Origin of the sequence: Streptomyces sp. NPDC060035 (assembly GCF_042736635.1) — a bacterium.
In the GTDB taxonomy this organism is placed as follows: Bacteria; Actinomycetota; Actinomycetes; order Streptomycetales; family Streptomycetaceae; genus Streptomyces.
In genome coordinates this window covers 85,161-110,877 of sequence record NZ_JBHWVO010000009.1, presented here as the reverse complement: position 1 = coordinate 110,877, position 25,717 = coordinate 85,161, and the positions used below count along the sequence as shown (strand labels likewise).

Annotated in this window: 19 protein-coding genes and 1 tRNA gene; 9 read left to right on the top strand and 11 right to left on the bottom strand. The window is 68.7% G+C overall.

The window, feature by feature from the left end; translation table 11 throughout:
* Positions 1-4: 4 nt before the first annotated feature.
* The 4 genes from efeB (at position 5) to ACFWBQ_RS16655 (ending at position 5,090) form a co-directional block, all read left to right on the top strand.
* Positions 5-1,345, top strand: coding sequence for an iron uptake transporter deferrochelatase/peroxidase subunit (efeB, locus tag ACFWBQ_RS16670; protein ID WP_385488818.1), 1,341 nt, complete (start codon positions 5-7; stop codon positions 1,343-1,345).
* A 41-nt stretch (positions 1,346-1,386) separates the two neighbouring features.
* Positions 1,387-2,322, top strand: a complete 936-nt coding sequence (gene pheA, locus ACFWBQ_RS16665) for a prephenate dehydratase (protein ID WP_385488816.1) — start codon at positions 1,387-1,389, stop codon at positions 2,320-2,322.
* Positions 2,323-3,000: 678 nt separating this feature from the next.
* Complete coding sequence (serS, locus tag ACFWBQ_RS16660; protein WP_385488813.1) at positions 3,001-4,278, top strand: serine--tRNA ligase; 1,278 nt, start codon at positions 3,001-3,003, stop codon at positions 4,276-4,278.
* Positions 4,275-5,090, top strand: coding sequence for an HAD family hydrolase (locus ACFWBQ_RS16655; protein WP_385488811.1), 816 nt, complete (start codon positions 4,275-4,277; stop codon positions 5,088-5,090). Before serS ends, ACFWBQ_RS16655 begins: the two co-directional genes overlap by 4 nt.
* Positions 5,091-5,121: 31 nt before the next feature.
* Here ACFWBQ_RS16655 and ACFWBQ_RS16650 read toward each other — a convergent pair.
* The 6 genes from ACFWBQ_RS16650 to ACFWBQ_RS16625 all read right to left on the bottom strand — a co-directional run bounded on the left by ACFWBQ_RS16650 (position 5,122) and on the right by ACFWBQ_RS16625 (position 10,042).
* Positions 5,122-5,211: transfer RNA gene (locus ACFWBQ_RS16650), tRNA-Ser, on the bottom strand.
* A 271-nt stretch (positions 5,212-5,482) separates the two neighbouring features.
* Positions 5,483-6,175, bottom strand: coding sequence for a hypothetical protein (locus ACFWBQ_RS16645; RefSeq protein WP_385488808.1), 693 nt, complete (start codon positions 6,173-6,175; stop codon positions 5,483-5,485).
* Positions 6,176-6,469: 294 nt separating this feature from the next.
* A complete protein-coding gene (locus ACFWBQ_RS16640; RefSeq protein WP_385488805.1) occupies positions 6,470-7,189 on the bottom strand; it encodes an ABC transporter permease in 720 nt (239 codons plus the stop codon).
* A gap of 30 nt (positions 7,190-7,219) precedes the next feature.
* Positions 7,220-8,131, bottom strand: coding sequence for an ABC transporter ATP-binding protein (locus tag ACFWBQ_RS16635; RefSeq protein ID WP_385488802.1), 912 nt, complete (start codon positions 8,129-8,131; stop codon positions 7,220-7,222).
* Positions 8,128-9,042: an ABC transporter permease gene (locus tag ACFWBQ_RS16630; RefSeq protein ID WP_385488799.1), complete on the bottom strand. Its 915-nt coding sequence runs from the start codon at positions 9,040-9,042 to the stop codon at positions 8,128-8,130. Before ACFWBQ_RS16630 ends, ACFWBQ_RS16635 begins: the two co-directional genes overlap by 4 nt.
* Positions 9,032-10,042, bottom strand: a complete 1,011-nt coding sequence (locus ACFWBQ_RS16625) for an ABC transporter ATP-binding protein (RefSeq protein WP_385489162.1) — start codon at positions 10,040-10,042, stop codon at positions 9,032-9,034. The genes ACFWBQ_RS16630 and ACFWBQ_RS16625 overlap by 11 nt, the downstream gene beginning before the upstream one ends.
* 344 nt (positions 10,043-10,386) lie before the next feature.
* Here ACFWBQ_RS16625 and ACFWBQ_RS16620 point away from each other — a divergent pair, with 344 nt between their 5' ends.
* From ACFWBQ_RS16620 to ACFWBQ_RS16600, 5 genes are all read left to right on the top strand, one after another.
* Positions 10,387-12,150, top strand: coding sequence for an SDR family oxidoreductase (locus ACFWBQ_RS16620; RefSeq protein WP_385488796.1), 1,764 nt, complete (start codon positions 10,387-10,389; stop codon positions 12,148-12,150).
* Positions 12,151-12,209: 59 nt separating this feature from the next.
* Positions 12,210-13,184, top strand: coding sequence for a MerR family transcriptional regulator (locus ACFWBQ_RS16615; RefSeq protein ID WP_385488793.1), 975 nt, complete (start codon positions 12,210-12,212; stop codon positions 13,182-13,184).
* A 148-nt stretch (positions 13,185-13,332) separates the two neighbouring features.
* A complete protein-coding gene (locus tag ACFWBQ_RS16610) occupies positions 13,333-13,875 on the top strand; it encodes an RNA 2'-phosphotransferase (protein WP_385488791.1) in 543 nt (180 codons plus the stop codon).
* Positions 13,876-14,049: 174 nt separating this feature from the next.
* On the top strand, positions 14,050-14,961 hold the full coding sequence (locus tag ACFWBQ_RS16605; protein ID WP_385488788.1) for an LLM class flavin-dependent oxidoreductase: 912 nt from the start codon (positions 14,050-14,052) through the stop codon (positions 14,959-14,961).
* A gap of 147 nt (positions 14,962-15,108) precedes the next feature.
* The gene (locus tag ACFWBQ_RS16600) at positions 15,109-15,954 is read left to right on the top strand and encodes a Cof-type HAD-IIB family hydrolase (RefSeq protein WP_385488786.1); all 846 of its coding nucleotides are present in this window, start codon (positions 15,109-15,111) and stop codon (positions 15,952-15,954) included.
* Positions 15,955-16,105: 151 nt separating this feature from the next.
* On the opposite strand, the gene ACFWBQ_RS16595 is transcribed toward ACFWBQ_RS16600, so the two are convergent.
* The 5 genes from ACFWBQ_RS16595 to hisC all read right to left on the bottom strand — a co-directional run bounded on the left by ACFWBQ_RS16595 (position 16,106) and on the right by hisC (position 25,394).
* Positions 16,106-17,806, bottom strand: coding sequence for a GAF domain-containing sensor histidine kinase (locus ACFWBQ_RS16595; RefSeq protein WP_385488783.1), 1,701 nt, complete (start codon positions 17,804-17,806; stop codon positions 16,106-16,108).
* A 56-nt stretch (positions 17,807-17,862) separates the two neighbouring features.
* The gene (cydD, locus tag ACFWBQ_RS16590) at positions 17,863-21,423 is read right to left on the bottom strand and encodes a thiol reductant ABC exporter subunit CydD (protein WP_385488780.1); all 3,561 of its coding nucleotides are present in this window, start codon (positions 21,421-21,423) and stop codon (positions 17,863-17,865) included.
* Between the two features lie 78 nt (positions 21,424-21,501).
* Positions 21,502-22,503 (bottom strand): cytochrome d ubiquinol oxidase subunit II, encoded by a 1,002-nt coding sequence (gene cydB, locus ACFWBQ_RS16585; protein WP_385488777.1) that lies wholly within the window; start codon positions 22,501-22,503, stop codon positions 21,502-21,504.
* An 18-nt stretch (positions 22,504-22,521) separates the two neighbouring features.
* On the bottom strand, positions 22,522-24,030 hold the full coding sequence (locus ACFWBQ_RS16580) for a cytochrome ubiquinol oxidase subunit I (RefSeq protein WP_385488775.1): 1,509 nt from the start codon (positions 24,028-24,030) through the stop codon (positions 22,522-22,524).
* Between the two features lie 284 nt (positions 24,031-24,314).
* Positions 24,315-25,394 carry a histidinol-phosphate transaminase gene (gene hisC, locus ACFWBQ_RS16575; protein ID WP_385488772.1) on the bottom strand — a complete coding sequence of 360 codons (1,080 nt, stop codon included), beginning with the start codon at positions 25,392-25,394 and terminating at the stop codon, positions 24,315-24,317.
* Positions 25,395-25,717 lie beyond the last annotated feature (323 nt).

The window sequence follows — 25,717 nt, the reverse complement described above, 5'->3', positions numbered from 1 at the left end:
CAGGTTGAGCAGGGACAAGAGCAAGAAGAACGAACCCCGTGGCACCGCCGACGGCGTCGGTGGTGCCGGCATCTCCCGCCGACGGCTGATCGGCAGCGCCGGGGCAGCCGGGGCGACCGGCCTGGTGCTGGGTGCGGCGGGCGGTTACGCCGCGACCAGCGGCGACGAACCGACCCTGCTGACCGCCATCGGGTCGACGGAGGCAATGTTTCACGGGAAACATCAACCGGGGATCACCACTCCGCTTCAGGCCCGCGGACATCTGATCGCGTTCGATCTGGCGCCCGGTGCGGGACGCAGGGAAGCCGCCGCCCTGATGCGCCGCTGGTCGGCCGTGGCGCAACGGCTGATGGCCGGCAAGCCTGCCGGGGACGGCACCGGCCACGACACAGGGGTGGCCCTGGACGCCGGACCGTCCTCCCTGACGGTCACCTTCGGATTCGGCCGCACCTTCTTCGAACGCACGGGCCTGGTCGCCCGCCGGCCGGCCGGTCTGGACCCCCTGCCGCCGTTCTCCTCCGACCACCTCGACGCCAAGCGGTCCAACGGTGACCTCTGGGTGCAGATCGGCGCCGATGACGCGCTCGTCGCCTTCCACGCGCTGCGCGCCATTCAGAAGGAGGGCGGCGCGACGGCCCGGGTGCGCTGGCAGATGAACGGCTTCAACCGCACCCCGGGAGCCACGGCCCGGCCGATGACCGCCCGCAATTTGATGGGCCAGATCGACGGAACAGGCAACCCGAAGCCGGATGAGAGCGACTTCGACCAGCGGATCTTCGTCGCGTCGGCAGACTCCTCGGGCGGCTCCAAGGGATCCGGTGCATCGGACGGCTCCGCCTCCTCCGCTTCGGCGTACGAATGGCTGGCAGGCGGCTCCTATGCCGTCGTGCGGCGGATCAGGATGCTCCTCGACGACTGGGAGAAGCTCCCGGTCGTCCGGCAGGAACGGGTCATCGGGCGGCGCAAGGCCGACGGTGCACCCCTGAGCGGCGGCTCCGAGACCACCGAGATGGACCTGGAGAAAGCAGGCCGGGACGGCAGACTGCTGATCCCCGACAACGCCCACGCCAGGATCTCCTCGCCCGAGAAGAACGGCGGAGCCGCGATGCTGCGACGCCCGTTCTCGTACCACGACGGCATCTCCGCGGACGGCACTCCGGACGCCGGGCTGCTCTTCGTCTGCTGGCAGGCCGATCCGTTCAGGGGCTTCGTTCCGGTACAGCGCAAACTCGACCGCGGGGACGCGCTCTCACCGTTCATCCGGCACGAGGCAAGCGCCGTCTTCGCCGTTCCGGGTGGTGCCGCGCCCGGCGAGTACGTGGGGCAGCGCCTGCTGGAAGGGTGAACCCGCCCGGGCTCTTCCGTACGGCCCATTAGGGTGACCGTATGTCAGCCACGCGCTACGCCTATCTCGGCCCCGAAGGCACCTTCACCGAGGTTGCCCTCCGTACCCTTCCGGAAGCCGCCACCCGTGAGCTCGCCCCCATGCTCTCCGTACCGGCGGCACTGGACGCGGTACGCAACGGGGAGGCGGCGGCGGCACTCGTCCCCATCGAGAACTCCGTCGAGGGCGGGATCACCGCGACGCTGGACGAGCTGACCAGGGGCGCGCCCCTGATGATCTACCGCGAGGTGCTGCTCTCCATCACCTTCGCCCTGCTGGTGCGCCCCGGGACCAAGCTGTCGGACATCAAGACCGTCACCGCTCACCCGGCCGCGCAGCCGCAGGTACGCAACTGGATGGCGAACCATCTGCCGAACGCGGTGTGGGAGTCCGCCGCCTCGAACGCGGACGGTGCCCGGCTGGTCCAGGAGGGACGCTACGACGCGGCCTTCGCCGGTGAGTTCGCCGCGTCGACCTACGGGCTGGAACCACTGATCACGGAGATCCACGACGCGGAGAACGCGCAGACGCGCTTCGTGCTGGTGGGCCGGCCCGCCCGGCCGTCGGCACCGACCGGCGCGGACAAGACGTCTGTCGTCATCTGGCTCGGCGACGACCACCCGGGCGCCCTGCTCGAACTGCTCCAGGAGTTCGCGGTGCGAGGCGTCAACCTGATGCTGATCCAGTCGCGGCCGACGGGGGAGGGCATCGGGAACTACTGCTTCTCCGTGGACGCGGAGGGCCATATTTCGGACCGCCGGGTCGGGGAGGCTCTGATGGGGCTGAAGCGGATCTGCCCCAATGTGCGGTTCCTGGGTTCCTATCCGCGAGCCGGAGTGACGCCCGAGGAGGTGCGCGCCCTGCGGCCCGGAACGTCCGACAGGGACTTCACCGAGGCCTCGGACTGGCTCGCACGCAGCCAGGACGGCCGGGCCTGACCAGCACGGACAGGGCAGGGTCACACAGGGCGGGGCCGGCACGTCGCGCGTCACCCGCCGGTTCCACCTCCAGATCCCGTTCCCGGCCCAAAAGTTATCCACAGGCACCCCTGCGGCCTGGGGACAAGTCGACAGCGCAGTACGACATGGTCGACAAATCACCCCAGTGGGACCGGACCCCCCATGAGCCCCCAGTCCAGCCCCTGTCCGCCCAATTCCATTGATCAACTCACCAGAGCGATCAATTCCCACCCGAATGAGTGCGCGAACCGGGTTTCAACGAGAATCCATCGGCCCTCATGCGGCATTCGGAACGATCTCTTCCAGTGTCCACAGATCTTCTTCACAGCCTGTGGATAACTAATTGAATCCACGCACCCCTGTGGACAAGGCCCCCGCCCCACCCGCTCAACTCCCGCCCGAAACACCGGCGATGCGTCAAGGAGTGAAGGCACTTGCTCCCTTTTCGGAGCAATCAGGCCCCTTTATTGACGACATTGGCGACATCGATGACATTGGCGACCACCCCGGCAGGCCGGTCCGCGATTCTCCACCGATTCCCTGGCGTCGGCTCCAACGATTCTCCGCCCGGACGACGAATACCGGCAATTGGGGCAAATTGACACGCTCGTCGATATCGGTTCGAGCTGCGGATCCCCGCACCGGTAGCCTTGAGGGGTGATTGACCTTCGCCTGCTCCGTGAGGACCCCGACCGTGTTCGCGCCTCCCAGCGCGCCCGTGGAGAGGACGTCGCCCTCGTCGACGCCCTGCTCTCCGCCGACGAGCTGCGCAGGTCGTCCGGCGTCCGCTTCGACGAACTCCGTTCCGAGCAGAAGTCGCTCGGGAAGCTGATTCCCAAGGCAACACCCGAGGAGCGCACCGAGCTCCTCAAGAAAGCTGATCAGCTGAAGGCCGAAGTCAAGGCGGCCGACGCCGCGCAGGACGAGGCCGACGCCGAAGCCAAGCGGTTGCTCCTCCTGCTCGGCAACATCGTCCACGAGGACGTGCCGGTAGGCGGCGAGGAGGACTTCGTCGTCCTGGAGACACACGGCACGATCCGTGACTTCGGCGCGGAGGGCTTCGAACCCAAGGACCACCTGGAGCTCGGCGAATCGCTCGGCGCCATCGACATGGAGCGCGGCGCCAAGGTCTCGGGATCGCGCTTCTACTACCTGACCGGGGTCGGTGCACTGCTCGAACTCGCCCTGGTCAACGCGGCGATCGCCCAGGCCACCGAGGCCGGCTTCGTCCCGATGCTGACCCCCGCGCTGGTCCGGCCGCGCGCGATGGAGGGCACCGGCTTCCTCGGCCAGGCCGCGGAGAACGTGTACCACCTGGAGAAGGACGACTACTACCTGGTCGGCACCTCCGAGGTCCCGCTCGCCGCGTACCACATGGACGAGATCATCGACGCCGACAAGCTGCCCCTGCGGTACGCGGGCTTCTCGCCGTGCTTCCGCCGCGAGGCCGGTACGTACGGCAAGGACACCCGGGGCATCTTCCGCGTCCACCAGTTCGACAAGGTCGAGATGTTCTCCTACGTCGACCCGGCGGAGGCCGAAGCCGAGCACCGCAGGCTCCTGGACTGGGAGAAGCAGTGGCTCACCGGGCTCGAGCTGCCCTTCCAGGTGATCGACGTAGCCACCGGCGACCTGGGAGCTTCGGCCTCCCGGAAGTTCGACTGCGAGGCCTGGATCCCGACCCAGGGCAAGTACCGCGAGCTGACCTCCGCGTCGAACTGCAACGGCTTCCAGGCCCGCCGCCTCTCCGTCCGCATGCGCGACGGGAAGAAGGTCCAGCCGCTGGCCACTCTGAACGGCACGCTCTGCGCCGTACCGCGCACGATCGTGGCCATCCTGGAGAACCACCAGCTGGCGGACGGTTCCGTGCGGGTTCCGGAGGTGCTCCGTCCGTATCTGGGCGGGCGCGAGGTTCTGGAGCCGGTCTCCAAGTGAGCTTTCCCTACAAGCTCGTCGCGACCGATCTCGACGGCACGCTGCTGCGTGACGACGACACGGTCTCCGAGCGCACCCGTGAGGCGCTGGCCGCGGCTACCGCGGCCGGCGCGGCGCACATCATCGTCACCGGACGTGCGGTCCCCTGGACCCGGCACATCCTGGACGACCTGGGCTACGACGGCCTCGCGGTGTGCGGCCAGGGCGCGCAGGTCTACCACGCGGGCGAGCACAAGCTGTTGACCTCCCTGACCCTGGACCGGCAGCTCGCGGGCCTCGCCCTGTCCAAGATCGAGGCGGAGGTCGGCCCGCTGGCGCTGGCAGCGAGCCGTGACGGACTCGACGGCGAGGTGCTGGTCGGGCCCGGCTACCAGGTGCAGGAAGGACCGCTCCCCGCCCTGTTCGTGGACGACGCGGCCGAGATGTGGACCGCCCCCCTGAACAAGGTCTACATCCAGCACCCGGAACTCGGTGACGACGCGCTGGCCAAGGCTGCGCGGGAGGCCGTCGGCAGCCTGGTGGACGTCGTCATGGCGGGCCCGGGTGTCGTGGAGATCCTGCCTCTCGGACTCAGCAAGGCGACCGGCCTTTCGCTGGCCGCCCGCCGGCTGGGGCTGAAGGCCGCCGACACACTGGCCTTCGGCGACATGCCGAACGACATCCCCATGTTCGGCTGGGCACAGCACGGTGTGGCCATGGCCAACGCGCACGACGATCTCAAGGCCGTGGCGCACGAGATCACGGCGTCGAACGAGCACGACGGCATCGCGGTGGTGCTCGAGGAGCTGCTCAGGACGGCCACGCGCGCGTAGGGGTTCCCACGGTTCGGGCGGTCCTGCTTGGTGGCGGAGGATGCGCGGATCGAACGCGCGCGGGGGCACGCCCCCGACGACGGCTTAGCAAGCCGCTGCCTTACCACTCGGCCAATCCTCCGGGAGGGTGGCCGCGCGATGCGCAGGGAAGGCCACCCCGGGGGTCCTGCTCAGCGGTTCACGCGTAGCTGATGCGCTACTGGCGTACCGGCTGCGGACCACCCTGCTGGGAACTCGACGGACTCGGACTCTCGGTCATCGCCGCGCTCCTCTCCCGGACTTGTGGGCGCCGTGGTCGCGTGCGCCGTCTCCCTCACTGTGCCCGAGCGCGCCGTCCGGGGGCCACTCCTTTTCCCGTGGCCCCCGGCGGTCGTCCTCCTCCGGGCCGGATGTCAGCCGTGCTTGCGGCGGCTCAGGTCCTTGAGGTGCCGGGCGAAGTCGTCCATGTGTGCGTCGAGCCGGACGATGTCCTGCGAGACGTCGGTGAGCCGCAGACTGATGGCCCCGACGACCTGATGGGTGACGTCCAGCTTCCGGTCGAGGACATCGAGCCGGTGCGACATCCTGCTCAGTACGGGACCGAGCTCCTGGAGGGCGCTACCGACGCCGACGAGGCAGCCCTCGACACGCGTGACCCGATGGTCGAGCGAGGCGATCGAGGCCCGGAGGTCCTCCTCGGCGTCGAGGAGATAGGTCCGGACGCAGCGGGCGATGTCGCTGTCGCGAAGAAGCATGGCGACGTCGAGTACCGTCCTGCGCGTGTAGAGCCGCAGCTGAGTGGCTGCCTGTGGATAACTTTCCGGCACCTCACCCTCCCATAGCGACAGCATGTCGCCATGGAAGGAGCGCAGCTCATCACCCCGTAGAACCCTCATGCCGTTGTCGGTCAACTCTTGCTGATGCCGGTCGGTCAGCCTTCTGACCGAGGCTGTGGATACTTCGAAGTAACGAGCCACGTCGTCTGTGCGAACGTGAATCCCGTCAGGGAGCATGACAAGACTCTTGACCTTGTCGAGGGCGTCGACGCGCCCCATCTGCTCGACACGCAAGGCGTGCGATTCGAGCAGGGCTACTTCCGTGGGCATGGGCATGCCTTTCGTGCGCGGAAACGGCGATGGACGGCCCTGTCCCCGGGCCGCAAGGGCGGAGGACGCTCACGGTTGCCACTCACTCGATGACCGGCACCGCGGGGCACAGCCCCACCGGTGCCGGCATTCCCCGATTTCACGAAAGCTCGACGCCACAGATCCCAGTTGCCTCCACGCACCCCGGTCAACGAGCCGATAACCGTACAGTTACGCGCTCCACTGTCCGCTCATAGGACAACCCCCGTCCATGGGACGGGGGTTGCACAACGCATCAGGCCACCGACAGCGGCCTCACTCCTCGCCGGCGAGCTTCAGCGCCCGCAGCTTCTGGCCCGCGTACCAGGTGGCCACGACCGTGACACCCGCCAGCAGGACCGTCGCGAGCGGCAGGCCGACATCCGAGGTCACCAGACCGTCCCCGGCGACCTTCTCGGCGACCGAGAGGGACCACTGCTGCACGCTGAGCGTCCTGGCCCCCGGCACCAGGCTGCCGAAGAGCGCTTCCCAGACCAGCGCGTACACCAGACCGAAGACCACCGCATGCCTGCTGACCGTGCCGAGCAGCAGGAACAGCGCGCTGTAGGCGATCGAGGCGACCAGCGCCGCGATCGTGTACGCCACGGCGATCTGCCCGCCGTTGCCATTGAGGATCACGCCCGCGATGAAGGTGGGCAGCGCGGAGAAGAGCATCGTCACAGCGATGGCGACGATCAGCTTGGTGAAGATGATCGTGGGCCGCTTCACCGGCTTGGCCAGCAGATAGACGATCGAACCGTCGTCGATCTCCGGTCCGATGGCTCCGGTCCCGGCGATGACGCCGATCAGCGGCACCATCGTGGCGATGGCGAAACCGCCGAGCACACCGGAGGCGACGCCGTCATCGGCTCCGGCGAACGCCCGTACCGCCACGGCGATGGCCACCAGGAGCACGGGCAGGATGAACAGGATGGCGGCCCGGCGCCGGCCGAGCAGGGCCCGGTAGGTGAGCCGGGCGACTGTGGGGTCGTACATGACGCTTCACAGCTCCTTTCAGGCCACTACTCAGGCCGCTACGAGATAGGAAAAGACCGATTCGAGGGACTCGTCGGACGGCGAAACGGTCAGCAGCCGGATGCCCTGTTCGCGTGCCACCTTCGGCAGCAACGTGGTGAAGCGCCCGAAGTCGACGGCCTGGATACGCAGGGCCTGCTCGCTCAGGTCGACCTCGATACCCGCGGTCGACGGGTCGGCAATGAGCGCGGCAGCCAGTGCCCGGTCGTCGCTGGACCGCACGAGATAGCGGTGCGGCCGGTCCGTCATCAGCCGGCGGATCTTCCGGAAGTCACCGGACGCGGCATGCCGCCCCGCCACAATGACCTCGATGTGCGAGGCGAGTTGCTCGACCTCCTCGAGGATGTGGGACGAGAAGAGGACCGTGCGCCCCTCCGCTCCCATCCGCCGAAGCAGCTCCATCAGCTGCATGCGCTGACGCGGGTCCATGCCGTTGAACGGTTCGTCGAGCAGCAGCACCGAGGGCTCGTGGACCAGGGCGGACGCCATCTTCACGCGCTGGCGCATGCCCTTGCTGTACGTCGAGATCTTGCGGTCCTGCGCGTACTCCATCTCGACCGTGGCCAGTGCCTTGCGCGCCTCCGCGTCACCGAGTCCGTGCAGCTCCGCGTTGGCGACGACGAACTCGCGGCCGGTCAGGAAGTCGTACATACCTTCGCGCTCCGGCACGATGCCGATCGCCTTGTAGACCGCTTCGTTGCGCCAGATGGTCTTGCCGTCGAGCGTGACCTTGCCCGTCGACGGAGCGAGAAACCCGGCCATCATGTTGATCAGCGTGGACTTTCCGGCACCGTTGGGACCCAACAGCCCGGTGACACCGGGCCCCACCGTCATGCTCACGTCGTTGACGGCAACCACGTTCCCGAACCAGCGCGATGTGTGGTCGATCTCGATGGTGGTCACAGCCCGACCCTCCGGTAGCGGCGCATCAGTACGGCGAACGAGCCGGCGACGAGCGCGAGTACAACGATCAGATAGGCCACCCCGGCACCGGCACCCGGGCCCACTCCGCCGGGGAAATTGGTGGAAGCACCGAGGAACGCGGTCTGCACCCCGTCGATCAGCGTGATCGGGGAGAAGAGACCCAGCCAGGTGATGGCACCCATGGAATCCGTCGACCAGGCGATCGCCTGGACCGTGGAGACCGCACCGTAGGTGATGGTCAGTACGGCGATCACAGCGGCGACACCGAAGCCGCGGCGCGGCGTCAGGGCGGCCACCACCAGTCCGATTCCGGCGAACAGCACGGACAGCAGCGCCACCGATACCATCCCCTGCCCGAACCCCGCGGTCTGGTCCGCGAAGTCGAACTTCGCGAGCAGCGCACCCACGTAGAGGATGACGAGCGGCAGGCCGGTGAGGATGAAGAGAGCCGACGTCATGGCCGCGAATTTGGCGATGACGTAGTCGACGCGCTCGATCGGCCGCGAGAAGTACAGCGGAACACTCTTGAAACGCAGGTCCCTCGACACGGACTGCGGTGCCTGGGAGGCGATGAAGAGCCCGATCACCGCCTGCAGGTAGATCGCGAACGCCGTGTATTTGATGGGGAGTTTCGTCATGGTCCCCGGCGGGGCGGCCATGGCGACCGCGACGATGATCAGCGCCACCAGGCACATCACCCCGCACAACAGCATCGGCAGCACCTTGGACTTGGCGGAACGGCCCAGTCCGAAGGAGCCCCGCAGGGACTGGGAGTAGAGCGAACGGCGGGCATAGGCCCGGCCCAGTCGGACCCCGTCGTAGGAGCGGTACCCGATGTTGTGGATCCGGGAGGTGTCGCTCCCGGTCACGGTCCCGGTCTCAGTGCTCATCACGACCGCTCCCCTTCTGCTGTACTGCCCCGGCTGTCACGGTCATGGCCTGCGGTGCCTCTTCGGCACGGAAGACCTCGGCGATGTGGTGACGCCGCTGTTCCATCCGGATGAGCCCGAGTCCGAGTCCGGCGACACTGTCGCGGACCAGGTCGTACGTCTCCTCGCCCGTTGCCTCGATCAGAAGGATGTGACCCGCGCCGGGCAGCCCCTCGGAGTCGAGACCGTCCAGGCCGATGAGCTTGACCCCTGCGCCGGTGAGGCTCCGGCGCAGGGCGTCGGTGCCGTCCGGGTGGGTGTCGCTGTCGGTGACTTCGACCGCCAGGGTCGTCGTCATCTGGGTGAAGTCGCTGGTGGAGCTCGATCGCAGCAGAGCACCGCCGTCGATGACGACGACGTGGTCGCAGGTGCGCTCGAGTTCGCCAAGGAGGTGCGAGGTGACCAGCACCGAGATGCCGAAGTCGGTGTGGATACGGCGGATCAGACCGAGCATCTCGTCGCGGCCGACCGGGTCCAGACCGTTGGTCGGCTCGTCGAGAAGGACCAGCTGGGGGTCGTGAACCAGCGCCTGTGCCAGCTTCACCCGCTGCTTCATGCCGGTCGAGTAGCCGCCGATGGGGCGGTAGCGCTCCTCGTACAGACCGACGTGGCGCAGCGTGTCGGCGGTGCGCTCGCGCGCAGCCGTCGGCGGGAGTCCGGACATCCGCGCCATATGTACGACGAACTCGGTCGCTGATACATCGGGGGGCAGGCAGTCGTGCTCAGGCATGTACCCGACCCGCTCCCGGATCGCGGCGCCACTGGTGGCGACGTCGAGCCCGAGCACTGCGGCCCGGCCCTCGGTGGCGGGGGACAGACCCAGCAGGATCTTGATCAATGTGGACTTGCCGGCTCCGTTGGCACCCACCAGGCCGGTTACGCCCGGTCCGATGTCCAAGGAGAGCCGGTCAAGCGCGGTCACCCGGGGGAACCGCTTGCTCAGGCTTTCGGTCGCGATCACAGTCACGTGTTCGAAGGTAGTGGTGCGCACCGCCGGAGTCGTCAGACCTGGCGGTGGTATCCGCGTCCGACTCCAGGCGTACGGACCCGTAGGGGGGACCCCACAAGGGAGGACCCGGGAGCCACGGACACACCCGGGCCAGGACGCACCGCGTCCGGTTCCGCCCCCGCACTGCCTCCGGTTCCGCCCCCGCACCGCGTCCGCGTCGCGTCCGCACCGAGTTGTCCACATACCGTTGTCCACAGGCCCGGCGCACCCCTTGACGCAGCCGGCAGGGATTGTCACATTCGTCGGTGTCACGTTACGGGCACGTACCGCGACACCGCACAGACCAAGGGGGCTGCGTGAATCTACGAGGCGCGCGCGAGCGCTGGGTTCGAACGGGCGGAGTCGAGCTGTGCGTCGCCGAGCTGGGCGACCGGACGCAGCCGACGATCGTCCTGGTGCACGGCTATCCGGACAGCAAGGAGGTCTGGTCCCAGGTGGCGCTGCGGCTGGCCGGGAGCTGGCATGTCGTGCTGTACGACGTGCGGGGACACGGCCGGTCGACGGCGCCCGGACCACTGCGCGGCGGCTTCACACTGGAGAAGCTGACCGACGACTTCCTGGCCGTCGTGGATGCGGTGAGCCCGGACCGGCCGGTGCACGTGGTCGGCCACGACTGGGGTTCCGTCCAGGCCTGGGAGTTCGCGACGGTCGAGCGGACCAAGGGCCGGATCGCCTCGTTCACCTCGATGTCGGGCCCGTCCCTGGACCACTTCGGGCACTGGATCAAGCAGCGGGTTTCCCGCCCCACTCCGCGCCGGGTCGGTCAGCTGCTCGGCCAGGGCGCCAAGTCCTGGTACGTGTACGCGTTGCACACACCGGTCCTGCCCGAGCTCGCCTGGCGCGGGACGCTCGGCAAGCAGTGGCCGCGCATTCTGCAGCGGATGGAGAAGGTCCCCGCGGACGGCTACCCGACGTCCTCGCTCCCGCGGGACGCGGCACACGGGGCCTGGCTCTACCGCGACAACGTCCGGGCCCGTCTGCGCAGACCTCGCGCCGACGCGTTCGCCCATGTGCCGGTCCAGCTGATCACACCGACCGGTGACATCTTTCTCTCGGCGACGCTCTACGACGAACTCGGCTCCTGGGCACCCCGGCTGGTGCGGCGTTCCCTGCCTGCCAAGCACTGGGTGCCGCGCACCAGGCCGGATCAGGTGTCCGCCTGGATCACCGACTTCGTCACCGCCACCGAGGCGGCCGGTGCGGACGGCCCGCCGTTGCCCCGGACGGTGGCGACAGGTGCCCACGCGGACCGGTTCGGCGGGCAGTTGGTTCTGGTGACGGGCGCGGCCGGGGGCATCGGGCGGGCCACCGCTCTCGCGTTCGCAGCAGCGGGCGCGCGCGTGGTGGTCGTGGACCGGGACCCGGAGGGGGCAGCCCGGACCGTACAGGCAGCCCGTCGGGCCGGCGCACCGGACGCCTGGAGCGAGGTGGTGGACGTCAGCGACGAGGAAGCGATGGAGAAGTTGGCCGAGAAGGTCGCGGCGGAGTACGGAGTCGTCGACGTCCTGGTGAACAACGCCGGGATCGGGTTGTCCGGTTCCTTCCTGGAGACCACGAGCCAGGACTGGAGGAACGTCCTCGACGTCAATCTGTGGGGGGTCATCCACGGCTGCCGGATCTTCGGCAAGCAGATGGCCGCCCGCGGCCAGGGCGGCCACATCGCCTCGGCAGCCGGCTACCAGCCGTCGAGGGCGCTGCCCGCGTACAGCACCTCGAAGGCCGCCGTGCTGATGCTCAGCGAATGCCTCCGGGCGGAGCTCGCCGGACAGTCGATCGGGGTCAGTGCGATATGCCCGGGCATCGTCAACACCGGCATCACGGGAACGGCGCACTTCGCCGGGACCGATGCGGCTGAGGAGAACCGTCTTCGAAAGCGGACCGGCCGCCTGTACGCGCTTCGCAACTACCCGCCGGAGAAGGTCGCCGACGCGATCCTCGGGGCCGTGGTGCACAACCGGGGCGTGGTGCCGGTGACGCCCGAGGCCCGCGGCGCCCGGCTGCTGTCGCGGATCAGTCCCGGAGTGCTGCGAGGTATCGCCCGGCTGAAGCCGCCGCTGTGAGCGGGCCCCGGGCGTCCGGGACGCAGAGCCGGAACACTGCGGCGGACCCTCCGCAGCACATGGGCGCGGTTGCCCCGGAGTACCGGATCGAGGACCTGGCGCAGGCGAGCGGCGCGACCGTCCGTACGATCCGCGCCTACCAGGACCGCGGCCTGCTGCCCGCACCGGAGCGGCGCGGGCGGGCCAATGTCTACGGCGAGATACATCTGACCCGCCTCAGGCAGATCGCCGGTCTGCTGGACCGCGGCTACACCCTGACCAGCATCAGGGAGCTGCTGGACGCGTGGGACACGGGCCGCGGGCTCGGCGGAGTGCTCGGTCTGGTCGCCGAGGTGCAGGGCCCGTGGTCGGACGAGGAGGCCGGCCGGATCACGCGGGCGGAGCTGGAGGCGAGGTTCGGCGGGATGCCGGGCGGCGCGTCGGCCGAAGAGGCAGTGACAGACGGGTTCGCGGATGCGGTGGCCGACGCGGTGGCACTCGGCGTGCTCGAACCCGTCCCGGGAAGCGACGACGCATTCCTGGTCCCGAGCCCTCAAGAACTGTCCGTGGCAGTGGAGTTGCATGCTGCCGGGGTTCCTCTGTCCGCAATCTCCGGCCATCTGGGGGAACTCCGGCAGCAGGTCGAGCACATCGCTTCCCGCTTCCTGGAGTTCACCACCGAGCACGTCTTCGCCCGCTACGCGGGCCCTCCCAGACGAACGGACACGGACGCGGCGGAGGCGGCCTCGATGGTGCGCCGCCTGCGCCCGCTCGCCCAGCAGGTGGTGGACGCCGAACTTGCGCGTGCCATGGGTAGGTTGGCCGTCCGGCATCTGCAGAGACACCTCACCGCCCCGGATCCGTCCGGCGAGCGCCCCGGACCGCGACCCGTACTCCTTCCGGCTTCGACAATGCAGGCTGTCCAGGACCTTGTTGGGCTGCAGGGCATCGCCCCCTTCGTCGCGGCGGCAGCCGAACGTGAGGTCCAGGCGCGAGCATTGGATGTTTTGGCTTCATCTCATGCCATATCGGCAAAACTTGGACAAAAGGCTTGAATGTTCCGTGACTTGTCCACAGATTCGCCAAATACCTTGTGGATAACTTGAGTTGGCTGTGGATCAAACCTGGACACCTCCATGGGTGTCACGAACTCTGAACGAAATCGGGGTGCGCCGGGATGAACGCTGAGGGCACTCTGGCGGGATGGACGAGCGACGCACCGTCAAGGTGTCCAAGTACCTGTCACAACACCTGCGGCATCAGCCGGAACGCATCGGTATCACCCTCGACGCCTCCGGCTGGGTGCCGATCGACGCACTGATGCGGGCCTGCGCCGCGCACGGATTCCCCATCACCCGGGCAGAGCTCGACCATGTCGTCGCAGCCAACGACAAACAGCGTTTCGCCGTGGACGGCGACCGCATCCGGGCGAACCAGGGCCACACGATCACGGTCGACCTCGGCCTGCCACCGGCCGAGCCGCCCCCGTACCTCTACCACGGCACAGTGGGCCGGGTGCTTGACGTCATCCGTACCGAGGGACTGCGGCCCATGGCCCGCCACCACGTCCACCTATCGCCCGACCGCGAGACGGCGACTCGCGTCGGCGCCCGGCGTGGAGTGCCGGTCATCCTCTCCGTGGACGCGGGCGCCATGCACCGGGCGGGTCACGTCTTTCACGTCAGCACCAACGGGGTGTGGCTCACCGACTCCGTACCACCGCAGTTCCTGCGTCTGCGCGAGTAACTGCGCGAGCCGAGTAACTGCGCGAGCCGTCCCGGCCGCCGGAGCCGGTCTCCGGGCACCCTCCCGACCTGTTCGCGCGGTCAGCGCTCCAGCAGGCCGAAACCCGTCGGACGGACCATGCGCTCTGCTCCCATCGGCGTGGAGGACGGCACGCCTCGCCGTAGAGTCGGATGCATGACGTCCTCTCTGCGCCTGAGCACCGTGATCCTCCCCATCCGCCGCTGGCACGACGGCGGCCGGGCACTGTGGGCCCGCGCCGAGGAACTGGGTTTCCATGCCGCGTACACCTACGACCATCTGGCCTGGCGAACCTTTCGCGACGGCCCGTGGTTCGGCGCGGTCCCGACCCTGACGGCCGCTGCTGCCACCACGGAGCGGCTGCGCCTGGGCACCCTGGTCACCTCGCCCAACTTCCGGCACCCTGTGACGCTCGCCAAGGACCTCATCACGCTGGACGACGTCTCCGAGGGACGGATCACGCTCGGGATCGGCGCCGGCGGGAACGGTTTCGACGCCACGACTCTGCGCAGGGGCGACGAGGAGCCGTGGACACCGCGGGAACGCGCCGACCACTTCGACGAGTTCGTTCCGCTCCTGGACCGGCTGCTGCGGGAGCCCTCGGTGACGCACGAGGGCCGGCTCTACGCCGCGAACGAGGCCCGCAACATCCCCGGCTGCGTGCAGAGTCCCCGACTGCCCTTCGCGATCGCCGCCACGGGGCCACGGGGGCTGAAGCTCGCGGCACAGTACGGACAGGCTTGGGTGACGACGGGCGATCCGAAGCTGTACGAGAGCGGCACCCCGGAGCAGTCCGTGGCCGCCATCCGCGGGCAGATCGCCAGGCTCGGCGCGGCCGGCGAATCCGTGGGCCGGGATGTCTCGGAGCTGGACAAGGTCCTGCTCACCGGCTTCACGCCGGACCGTCCGCTGCAGTCCTTCGACGCGTTCGTGGACTTCGCGGGTACGCATGCCGAGCTCGGCTTCACCGAGATCGTCGTGCACTGGCCGGTACCTGACTCCGATTTCGCCGTCGACGAAAAGGTGTTCGAGCGGATCGCCACCGAGGGCCTGTCCCAGCTCGGCTGACCGAGCGGGGCCCGCGCTCGGGCACCGATTCGCAGGCCGAAAAGCCGTCGGCATATGCCTTTGACATGTTCTGCAGTTCAGGGGCGCGCTATCTCAGATGTGCGCCCCTCTGCACGACCGTGCAACTCCATACGGGAGAATGGGCAGGTGACCTCAGCTATCGACTCGCCTCTGCCTGCCGTGACCCGGCTGATCGCCACCGACCTGGACGGCACCCTGCTGCGCGACGACAAGACCCTGTCGGACCGTACCGTCGCCGCCCTCGCCGCGGCCGAGGAGGCGGGAATCGAAGTCTTCTTCGTCACCGGCCGGCCCGCCCGCTGGATGGACGTCGTGACCGCCCATGTACACGGTCACGGCATGGCGATCTGCGCGAACGGGGCCGCCGTCGCCGATCTGCACGCGGACGGCCGGCTGATCGAGGTCCGCCCGCTGGAGCGTGACGTGGCCCTGGACGTGGTTCATGTACTGCGGGAGGCCGCACCCGGTGTCTCCTTCGCGGTCGAGCTGACCACGGGCATCCACTACGAACCTGCCTACCCGCCCTTCCACATGGATCCGGGGGCCACCGTCGCCGTCGCGGAGAAGCTGCTCCACGAGGAAGCGCCGGGCTCCGCAGCCCCCGTTCTGAAGGTCCTGGCCCACCACCAGGAACTGGCTCCGGACACCTTCCTCGCGCTGGCCCGTGAGGCGGCGGGGGACCGGGCCTCGTTCACCCGCTCCAGTCCCACCGCGCTGCTGGAGATCAGCGGTCTCGGGGTCTCCAAGGCCGGCACGCTCGCCGCGTGCTGCGAGCGGCGCGGCATCGCCGCGGCCGAGGTGGTGGCCTTCGGGGACATGCCCAACGACATCGAGATGCTGAGCTGGGCCGGCGCCTCGTTCGCGATGGGCAATGCCCACCCGGCCGCGGTGGCTGCCGCCTCCGGCGTGACCCTTTCCAACAACGAGGACGGTGTCGCCGTCGTCATCGAGCGGATCCTCGCCGCCCGCTGAAGCCGTCCGCCGACGCCATCCGGACGGAGCACGGCAGGCGGCCCGGAAGCAGCGCTCCGGACGGATGCTGCGGAAGTGCTCCGGACGGATGGTGCGGCAGTGCACCGCACCGATGTCCCGGAAGTGCTCCGGACCGATGGACCCCGCATCGTCAGAGCGGGACCTCCCAGACCACCGCCGCGCCTCCGCCGTTCTCCCCGGGCCCGAACCAGCTCGCTCCCCCCAGGGACTCCGCACGACGTGCGAGGTTGCGCAGTCCGCTGCGCCGTCCGCTGTCCGGGATACCCACCCCGTCGTCGACGACCGAAAGCCGTACCGCATCCCGTCCGTCCGGCAGGGTCGCGGTCGCATCCACACTCACCTCGACCATCGACGCCCCGGCATGCCTGAAGGTGTTGGACAGCGCCTCGCGCAGCGCCGCGATGAGGTTCTTGCCCGCCAGTTCGCCGACCAGCGTGTCGACGGGGCCCAGGAAACGGTGCGACGGCTTGAAGCCGAGGGGCACGGCCGCCATGTTGATCTCCCGCAGCACACGGGTCCGCAGTCCGGACGGTGCCTCTGCCGGTTCCTGCTGCAGCGCGAAGATCGCGGTACGGATCTCCTGGATGGTCACATCCAGTTCGTCGACGGCCCGTCCGACGCCGGTCTGCACCGCGGGGACAGCCGAGCGGCGCTGCGCCCGCTCCAGCATCATCCCGGCGGCGAACAGGCGCTGGATGACGAGGTCGTGGAGGTCCCGGGCGATCCGGTCCCGGTCCTCGTACACAGCGAGCCGCTCCCGGTCGCGCTGCGCCTCGGCCATCTTCAGCGCGAGGGCGGCCTGCGCGGCGAACTGGGTGGCCAGCGTTCGCTCCGCCTGTGTGAAGGGACGGTCGCCCCGTGCCCGTGGGATGGCGAGCGCGCCGAGCACCCGCCCGCCGCTGCGCAGCGGAAGCAGCATGTGCGGGCCGAACTGGTGGGCCAGCCTGGTGATCATGCGGGGGTCGGTCGCGGCGTCGTCCATGAAGACCGCCTCGCCCCTGAGGAGCGCCGCCACCACGGGGCTCCGGGACGGAATGATCACTCCGAGCGAGGCCGACGGGTTGTCGCCGGCGACGGCGACGATTTCCAGACCGCCATCCTCGGCCGGCAGCAGCACGATTCCTGCGGCTGAGTCGGCGAGACGGCGGGCCTGTTCGGCGACGACAGTCAGCGCGTCGTCGGCGTCCCCACCGGAGAGAAGGGCAGTGGTGACGGCCACCGAACCTTCGATCCACCGTTCTCGCCGGCGCGCGGCCCCGTACAACTGCGCGTGACCGATGGCGATCCCCGCCTCCGTGGCGAGTACCCGCAGCACGTGCAGATCGTTGTCGTCGAACTCGCCCCCGCCGTGCTTCTCCGCCACATAGAGATTCCCGAAGATCTCGCCCTGGACGCGGACCGGAACCCCGAGGAAGGTCCGCATCCTCGGGTGGGCGGGCGGGAACCCGGCGAAGCGCGGGTCGGCCGACAGGTCTGCCAGCCGGATGGGAACCGGATCATGAATCAGTGCGCCCAGAAGCCCGGTACGGCCATCAGGCCGGTGTCCGATCGCGCGAGCGACCTCTTCCGGGACTCCGTGGGTGATGAAGTCGGAAAGGGCCTCGCCCGAATCGTCGACCACGCCGATCGCGGCGTAGCGGGCGTGGGCAAGCTCAGCCGCGGTCTCGCAGATGCGCTCGAGTGTGGAATGGAGCTGCAGCCCCGTACCGAGGGACCGCATGGCGTCCAGCAGTTGCGGAACACGGGCGGTCAGCTCCGTGGAGAGTCCCCGCGGGCTTCCCTCGGCCCGCGCCGTGGCTTCGGGTGAGTCCTGCGCGTCCTGCTCGGGCATGAGCCGAGCCTAGTCAGTCATGTTTCGTCCGGAAAGTCGGGATGCGTCTCCGCCCGTCACGGCCGCACCTCCTCCAGCCGCGCCTCCTGCAACCGCACCGGCTCCTGCTCGCGCTCCAGCATCCGGCTCAACGGCCCGTCCTGCGCGGCCAGAGCGGCGTACGTTCCCTGCTGCACCACTCGGCCCCCGTCCAGCACCAGGACCTCGTCCACCGCGTCGAGTCCCGCCAGCCGATGGGTGATCAGCACGGTCGTACGTCCCCGTGTGGCGGCCAGTAGATCCGCCGTCAGCGCATCCGCCGTGGCCACATCGAGGTGCTCGGCGGGCTCGTCGAGGACGAGAACGGGGAAGTCCGCGAGCAGCGCCCGGGCCAGCGCGAGCCGTTGCCGCTGGCCGCCGGAGAGCCGGGCACCGTGTTCGCCCACCAGGGTGTCGAGACCGTCCGGCAGCGACTGGGCCCAGTCCAGCAGCCGGGCCCGGGCGAGCGCGTCCCGCAGCTCACCGTCCGTGGCACCCGTGCGGGCAAGCCGAAGGTTCTCGCGGATGGAACTGTCGAAGACATGGGCATCCTGGGCGCACAGTCCGACGAACGTCCGGACCGTGTCCCCGTCCAGCGCGGACGCCTCGACGCCGCCGAGCCGGTACGTCCCCTTCCGTGCGTCCAGGAAGCGGAGCAGGACCTGGGCGAGCGTCGTCTTTCCCGAGCCGGACGGCCCTACGACCGCCACCCGCTTTCCTGGGAGCAGTGTCAGGTTCACGGAGTCCAGTGCGTCCCGCTCCGCTCCCTCGTACCGCGCCGACAACGCCCGTACGGAGAGAGGGAAGGGCGAGGCGGGCGCCTCGGCCGGCGCGGCAGGCTCCTGGACCGGCACGGGGGCGTCGAGCACCTCGTAGACCCGCTCAGCGCTCCGCTCGACCCGCCGGCGGTACTGCACGGCGAGCGGCAGTCCCGTCACGGCCTCGAACGCTGCCAGCGGGGTGAGGACGACAACGGCGAGCTCCACGCCGGCCAGCCGTCCGTCGAGCACCGCAGGAAGGGCGACCAGTGCGGCACCGACGACAGTGAGTCCGCAGATCAGTGCCGAGAGTCCGCCGCCGAGCGCGGTCGCGGTCGCGGCGCGCGAGGCGATCCGGGTGAGTACGGCGTCGGCCGCGCGCAGCTGCCTCATGCGGAAGGGCAGCGCGCCCGCGACGGTCAGCTCCGCCGTCCCGCCGAGCAGATCAGTGACGTGGGTGGCCAGCGCTGCCCGGGCCGGCGCCAGTTGGCGCTCCGCATGCCGGGCACAGGCCCCACTCACCAGCGGCACGCCCACGCCGGCGAGGAACAGGCCCACGGCCAGGACGGCACCCGCCTCCGGGAGAAGCCAGCCGGTGAACCCGACAGCCCCCACCCCGACAGCGAGCGCGGTTCCTGCGGGCAGCAGCCAGCGCAGCCAGTAGTCCTGCATCGCGTCGACATCGGAGACCAGCCGGGTCAGCAGGTCGCCGCGCCGTGTCGTACGCAGGCCGGCCGGTGCGATGCGTTCGAGCCCTCGGTACACAGCGACCCTGAGTTCGGCGAGCATCCTGAGCACCGCATCGTGGGACACCAGCCGCTCGGCATAGCGGAATACGGCCCGGCCGATACCGAAAGCCCGGGTCGCGGTGACCGCGACCATCAGATACAGCACCGGGGGCTGCTCCGATGCGCGCGAGATCAGCCAGCCGGAGACGGCCATGAGGCCGACGGACGAGCCCACGGCGAGGCTGCCCAGCAGCAGCGCGAGGCCCAGCTTCCCGTGCCGGGCGCCGGCAGCCTCCCTGACCCGGGCGAGCACGCGTCCGCCGGGCCTGGGGGCGGTGTCCTTCAGGAGCTCGGGTTCCCCCGCGCGCACCAGTACGCCGGGGACCGGAGACGCCGGGCCGTCAAGACCGCCCAGCCCGTCCAGCCCGTTCGGGCCCGCCACCGCCGCCCGCACGGTGCTCGCCCCGGCCTGCCCGGCCGCCCGCGGCTCCAGCGCCACCACCCGGTCCGCGACCGAAAGCAGTGCCGGGCGGTGTACGACCAGCAGCACCGTACGTCCGGCCGCCAGCCTCCGTACCGCATCGACGATGCCCGCCTCCGTCTCGCCGTCCAGGCTCGCGGTCGGCTCATCGAGCAGCAGCAGAGGCCGGTCGGCAAGAAACGCCCGTGCCAGTGCGAGCCGTTGGCGCTGGCCTGCGGAGAGCCCGGCGCCGTCCTCACCCAGCAGTGTCCGCACACCGTCCGGTAGGCCGGCCACGAAGTCGTAGGCCCCCGCGTCCCGCAGCGCCGCCGTGACCGCGTCGTCGTCGGCGTCCGGGCGTGCCAGCCGTACGTTCTCCGCGATCGTCCCGGCGAAGAGATGAGGGCGCTGCGGCACCCACGCGAGCTGCTCGCGCCAGCGTTCGGGAGAGAGCTCGGACAGGTCGGTTCCACCGACCCGTACCCGTCCCTCGTCGGGAACGGCGAACCCCAGCACCACGTTCAGGAGCGTGGACTTGCCCACCCCGCTGGGGCCGACCAGCGCAACGGTCTCTCCCGGCTCCACCACCAGGGAGACGGCGTCCAGCGAGGGTTCGGTACGGCCCCGGTGCCGGACCGTCACATGCTCCAGTTCCAGCCGCAACAAGGGCGGAACATCCTGGGTGCCTCCGGGCCGGGATTCGGTCTCCAGCACCGAGAAGATCTCCTCGGCGGCCGAGAGCCCTTCGGCTGCGGCGTGGTACTGCGCCCCCACTTGCCGGATCGGCAGATAGGCCTCGGGCGCCAGGATGAGAACCACCAGACCGGTGTAGAGGTCGAGTTCCCCGTGGACGAGCCGCATTCCGACCGTCACGGCGACCAGCGCCACGGACAGCGTCGCCAGCAGCTCCAGCGCGAAGGACGACAGGAAGGCGATCCGCAGCGTCTTCAGCGTGGCGAGGCGGTACTGCGAGGTGATGGTACGAATCGAGTCGGCCTGCGCCTTGGCGCGACCGAATACCTTCAGCGTCGGCAGCCCCGCGACGACATCGAGGAAGTGCCCGGACAGCCGCGACAGCAGTTGCCACTGACGGTCCATACGGGACTGGGTGGCCCAGCCGATGAGAATCATGAAGAGGGGAATGAGCGGCAGGGTCACCACGATGATCGCGGCCGAGACCCAGTCCTCGGTGACGATCCGGGCCAGGACCGCCACCGGCACCACGACCGCGAGTCCCAGCTGCGGGAGATAGCGCGAGAAGTAGTCGTCGAGCGCGTCGACACCCCGGGTGGCGAGAGCCACCAGCGAACCGGTGCGCTGCCCACTCAGCCAGTCCGGACCCAGGACTGCTGCCCGCTCCATGAGCCTGCCGCGCAGTTCGGACTTGACCGCAGCGCTCGCCCGGTACGCCGCCAGTTCGGTCAGCCAGGCCACCAGCGCCCGGCCGAGCGCGACCGCGGCGAGCAGCAGCAGGGGTGTGCGGAGTCCGGGAACGGTCAGGCCGTCCTCGAATCCGCCCACCACCACTTCGGCAATGAGCATGGCCTGGGCGATGACCAGGGACGCTCCGACCAGTCCGAGTGCCACCACGGCCGCCAGGAACAGGCGGGTGGCGCGGGCGTAGCGGAGCAGACGCGGATCGATCGGTTTCACGTGAAACAGCTCCCCAGTGAGCTCATGCCGTTCGTTTGACACAGCACCTGTTGACGCAGCATCTGTGCCTGCCGGCTGTCAGTGCGGATCGGCGATGTGCTGCGTGCCGATCCGCTTGCGGAACACCCAGTACGTCCAGCCCTGGTACAGCAGCACCACCGGAGTCGCGATACCGGCACACCACGTCATGATCTTGAGGGTGTACGGGGCGGACGAGGCGTTGGTCACCGTCAGGTTCCAGGCGTCGTTCAGCGAGGACGGCATGACGTTCGGGAAGAGCGTCAGGAAGAGCATCGCGACCGCGGCCGTGATGGTCAGTCCGGAGAGCGCGAACGACCAGCCCTCTCGTCCCCTCGCGATGGCTCCGACCGCCCCGGTCAGCGAAACCACGGCGATGATCAGCGCCCACAGGCTCCAGCCGTCACCGTTCTCCGCCTGGGTCCAGACGAGAAAGCCCAGGGCCAGTACCGCGGCAGCGGGACCCAGTCCGAGCGCCAGCCTGCGCGCCCGCTCGCGGATGTCCCCGACGGTCTTCAGCGCGGCGAACACCGCGCCGTGGAAGGTGAAGAGGGACAGCGTGACCAGCCCGCCGAGCAGTGCGTACGGGTTGAGCAGGTCCCAGAGGTTGCCGACGTACTCCATGTCGGCGTCGATCTTCACGCCCCGGACGATGTTCCCGAAGGCCACACCCCAGAGCAGTGACGGAATCAGGGAGGTCCAGAAGATCGCGTGCTCCCAGTTGGTCTGCCACCGCTCCTCCGGCCGCTTCGCCCGGTACTCGAAGGCCACACCGCGCACGATCAGGCAGACCAGGATGAGCAGCAGCGGCAGATAGAAGCCGGAGAACAGCGTGGCGTACCACTCGGGAAAAGCGGCGAAGGTCGCACCGCCCGCGCTGAGCAGCCAGACCTCGTTCCCGTCCCAGACGGGCCCGATCGTATTGATCAGGACGCGCCGTTCCTTGCGGTCACGGGCGAGCAGCTTGGTCAGTACCCCGATTCCGAAGTCGAATCCCTCCAGGAAGAAGTAGCCCGTCCAGAGGACGGCGATGAGCACGAACCAGACGTCGTGGAGTTCCATCTCTCAGCTCCGCTGCTCTCAGTAGGAGAAGGCCATGGGCCTGTCGGCGTCCTGGTCATGGCCGCCGATCCTGGTGGGCGGATTGAGGTCGGCCTCCGTGAGCTCCGGCGGTCCGGCCTTGACGTACTTCAGGAGCAGCCTGACCTCGATCACGGCGAGCACCGCGTAGAGCGCCGTGAAGACGATCATCGAGGTGAGCACCTCGCCCTGCGAGACACTGGGGGAGACCGCGTCACGGGTCTGGAACACGCCGTACACCACCCACGGCTGGCGGCCCGTCTCTGTGAAGATCCAGCCCCAGGAGTTGGCGATCAGCGGAAAGAGCATGGTCCACAGGGAGACGATCCAGTACAGCTGCGTGAGCTTCGGGCTCAGCACCTTGCTCTTGAAGAGCACCAGATGCGGCACTTCGTCCTCACCGGTCCGCAGGGCCGGCGGCAGCATGAACTTCTTCCGCGTCAGCCACAGCCCCAGCAGACCGAGTCCGAAGGACGCCATGCCGAAGCCGATCATCCAGCGGAAGCTCCAGAAGGCGACGGGGATGTTCGGCCGGTAGTCACCGGGGCCGAACTTCTCCTGCTCCGCCTTGTTGATGTCGTTGATGCCGGGGACGTAGGAGGTGAAGCTGTCGTCCGCGAGGAAGGACAGTATTCCGGGGATCGAAACTTCTACGGTGTTGTGCCCCTCGGCGACGTCGCCCACCGCGAAGAGCGAGAAGGGCGCACCGTGCTCCCCCTCCCACAGGGCCTCTGCCGCGGCCATCTTCATCGGCTGCTGCTTGAACATCACCTTGCCGAGCAGGTCTCCGCTGACCGCTGTGAGCATGCCTGCGACCACGACCGTGACCAGTCCGAGGCGCAGCGATGTCCGCATCACCCGGATGTGCTTCCTGCGCGCGAGGTGGAAGGCGGAGATGCCGACCATGAACGCGCCGCCGACGAGGAACGCCGCCGTGATGGTGTGGAAGAACTGGGTGAGCGCGGTGTTCTGGGTGAGCACCTGCCAGAAGTCCGTGAGCTCGGCACGGCCCCGTTCCTCGTTGATGCGGTAGCCGACCGGGTGCTGCATCCAGGAGTTGGCCGCCAGGATGAAGAACGTGGAGAGAACCGTTCCGATGGAGACCATCCAGATACAGGCGAGATGGATCTTCTTCGGCAGTTTGTCCCAGCCGAAGATCCACAGCCCGATGAAGGTGGACTCGAAGAAGAACGCGATCAGCGCCTCGAAGGCGAGCGGCGCACCGAAGACGTCACCGACGAACCGCGAGTAGTCGGACCAGTTCATACCGAACTGGAATTCCTGGACGATGCCCGTGACCACACCCATGGCGATGTTGATCAGGAAGAGCTTGCCCCAGAACTTCGTGGCCCTGAGGTACTTCTCGTTGTCCGTGCGCACCCAGGCGGTCTGCAGGCCGGCCGTGAGGGCGGCGAGAGAGATCGTCAGTGGGACAAACAGGAAGTGGTAGACGGTGGTGATGCCGAACTGCCATCGCGCCAGAGTCTCTGGCGCCAGAGCTAGGTTCACGTCCTTTTCTCCTTGCGTCGCCGTGATCACAGCCGCAGCTCGCCCCCTCAATCCCATGGATCACGGGATGAAACGGGGCACGCTTGTGAACGCGTTCACATTCACAAGCAATTATGGCGCACACACCTTCGAAGCCATCGAGCGGGGGGTGCTTTCAAGCCGACCGGGCCGAGCCACCGATACCGGACACCGCCTCCGCGTACGGCCGACGCGCAGCACAGTGGCCCCGGACCTCATCGAGCGAGGTCCGGGGCCACCGGCACACCGACGGGGAAGGCGCCTTGCTACTGCTCCCTGTGGTACGACTCCGCCACCTTGAGGAACACGTCGTTGGCCTCGGTCTCCCCGACCGTGACCCGCACGCCCTCACCCGCGAACGGCCTGACCACCACACCCGCCCGCTCGCACACGGCGGCGAAATCGAGCGTACGGTCCCCGAGCCGGAGCCAGACGAAGTTGGCCTGCGACTCGGGCACGGTCCAGCCCTGCTGAACCAGGCCCTCGTACACCCGGGCGCGCTCGCCGACCAGCGACCCGACCCGGCCCAGCAGTTCGTCCTCGGCCCGCAACGAGGCAACCGCGGCGTCCTGGGCGATCTGGCTGACTCCGAAGGGGACGGCGGTCTTGCGCAGCGCCGCCGCCACCGGCTCGTGCGCCACCGCGAACCCGACCCGCAGACCTGCCAGACCGTAGGCCTTGGAGAAGGTCCGCAGCACCGCCACATTGGGCCTGTCCCGGTAGATCTCGATGCCGTCCGGCACATCGGCGTCCCGGATGAACTCCTTGTACGCCTCGTCGAGCACCACCAGAACATCACCCGGCACCCGGTCCAGGAAGCGCTCCAGCTCCGCCCTGCGCACCACGGTGCCGGTCGGATTGTTCGGGTTGCAGACGAAGATCATCCGGGTGCGGTCGGTGATCGCATCGGCCATCGCGTCGAGATCGTGCACCTCACCGTCGGTGAGCGGCACCTTGACCGAGGTCGCACCGCTGACCTGGGTGATGATCGGGTACGCCTCGAAGGAACGCCACGCGTAGATGACCTCGTCACCCGGGCCCGACGTGGCTTGGAGCAGCTGCTGCGCCACGCCGACCGAGCCGGTACCGGTGGCCAGGTGGGAGACCGGCACACCGAATCGGTCTGCCAGCTCGTTCATCAGGCCGGTACAGGCCATGTCCGGGTACCGGTTGAAGTTCCCGGCGGCGCCCAGCGCGGACTCCATGACCCCCGGCAGCGGCGGATACGGGTTCTCGTTGGAGGACAGCTTGAAAGCAATCGGTCCGTCGGCAGCCGCCGGCTTGCCCGGCACATAGGCAGGGACTCCGTCCAGCTCGGCGCGCAGCTTGGGGCTCGTCTCGCTCACCGCAGGTCCTCCTCGACCATCCGTACACATCAATACTGCTCACCTTATGAGGATTCGACGTCCCTGCGAATGGCCGGACCCGAGAATCGTCCGCTGTGCCGGAAAGCACCGGTAATGCCCGGCCGCCCGGGTGAGCCCCGAGGGGGAGCGCCGCACTTTCCGGCGCGCGCCGGTGGCTCACTCCGTAGCGCGCATCACTCGAACAGGTGAGTTGAGACCTCTTCGAGACATGAACCATTTAGCAGGCCCGCGTACACCGACACATGACACATCGGCTTCCAACCTGCCAACTCCCTTGATTTTCAAGGTGTTTCATACTTAAT

What these genes read in the sequence shown, in the direction of transcription:
- ACFWBQ_RS16615 (WP_385488793.1), top strand. Translation starts at nt 12,210, where the DNA reads ATGGGCGCGGTTGCCCCGGAGTACCGGATCGAGGACCTGGCGCAGGCG.
- ACFWBQ_RS16610 (WP_385488791.1), top strand. Translation starts at nt 13,333, where the DNA reads ATGGACGAGCGACGCACCGTCAAGGTGTCCAAGTACCTGTCACAACAC.
- pheA (WP_385488816.1), top strand. Translation starts at nt 1,387, where the DNA reads ATGTCAGCCACGCGCTACGCCTATCTCGGCCCCGAAGGCACCTTCACC.
- cydB (WP_385488777.1), bottom strand. Translation starts at nt 22,503, where the DNA reads ATGGAACTCCACGACGTCTGGTTCGTGCTCATCGCCGTCCTCTGGACG.
- ACFWBQ_RS16645 (WP_385488808.1), bottom strand. Translation starts at nt 6,175, where the DNA reads ATGCCCACGGAAGTAGCCCTGCTCGAATCGCACGCCTTGCGTGTCGAG.
- ACFWBQ_RS16605 (WP_385488788.1), top strand. Translation starts at nt 14,050, where the DNA reads ATGACGTCCTCTCTGCGCCTGAGCACCGTGATCCTCCCCATCCGCCGC.
- ACFWBQ_RS16630 (WP_385488799.1), bottom strand. Translation starts at nt 9,042, where the DNA reads ATGAGCACTGAGACCGGGACCGTGACCGGGAGCGACACCTCCCGGATC.
- ACFWBQ_RS16595 (WP_385488783.1), bottom strand. Translation starts at nt 17,806, where the DNA reads ATGCCCGAGCAGGACGCGCAGGACTCACCCGAAGCCACGGCGCGGGCC.
- ACFWBQ_RS16640 (WP_385488805.1), bottom strand. Translation starts at nt 7,189, where the DNA reads ATGTACGACCCCACAGTCGCCCGGCTCACCTACCGGGCCCTGCTCGGC.